Raw genomic sequence first — 501 nt, 5'->3', positions numbered from 1 at the left:
GAGCCCGTTGTGCACGACGACGTCGCTTCCGTCGTGCTCCACCGTCACCTCCGAGGAGTGTGGGGCCGGGACGCCCGCGCTGAGTGGGGCGATGCCGCGGCGCGGGTAGGGGGAGGCGTTAAAGAGCGTGGACTTCCACGGGTCCGGATCGACGGGATCGACCGCCGGTGCCAGGGCCTGCATTGCTTCGAAGATGATTTCCTGCAAATCCTTGGCGATCCGGGCGTAGCTCTCCGCGGCCTCGCGGTGTACCCAGGCGATCGAAGAACCCGGCAGGATGTCGTGGAACTGGTTGAGCAATACCAGCTTCCAGATTCGGTCCAGCTCGTCGTAGGGGTAGTCGATGAGCCCGCGTGAGGCGGCCGTGGCGCTCCACAGCTCGGCCTGGCGCAGCAGGTGTTCGCTTGCCCGGTTTCCCTGTTTGGTCAGGGCCTGGGAGGTGTAGGTGCCGCGGTGCAGTTCAAGGTAGAGCTCGCCCTTCCACACGGGGGCGTGGGGGTA

General features: G+C 66.3%; 1 pseudogene. It reads right to left on the bottom strand.

The features are described 5' to 3' along the window. Positions 1–501, bottom strand: a pseudogene (locus CXQ91_RS24460) (alpha-mannosidase 2C1); the annotation flags it as partial.

Source organism: Arthrobacter sp. Y81, from assembly GCF_002929335.1.
Taxonomy (GTDB): Bacteria; Actinomycetota; Actinomycetes; order Actinomycetales; family Micrococcaceae; genus Arthrobacter.
Note: the sequence above shows the minus strand (reverse complement) of the source record. Positions and strands in the feature narration are given on the sequence as shown.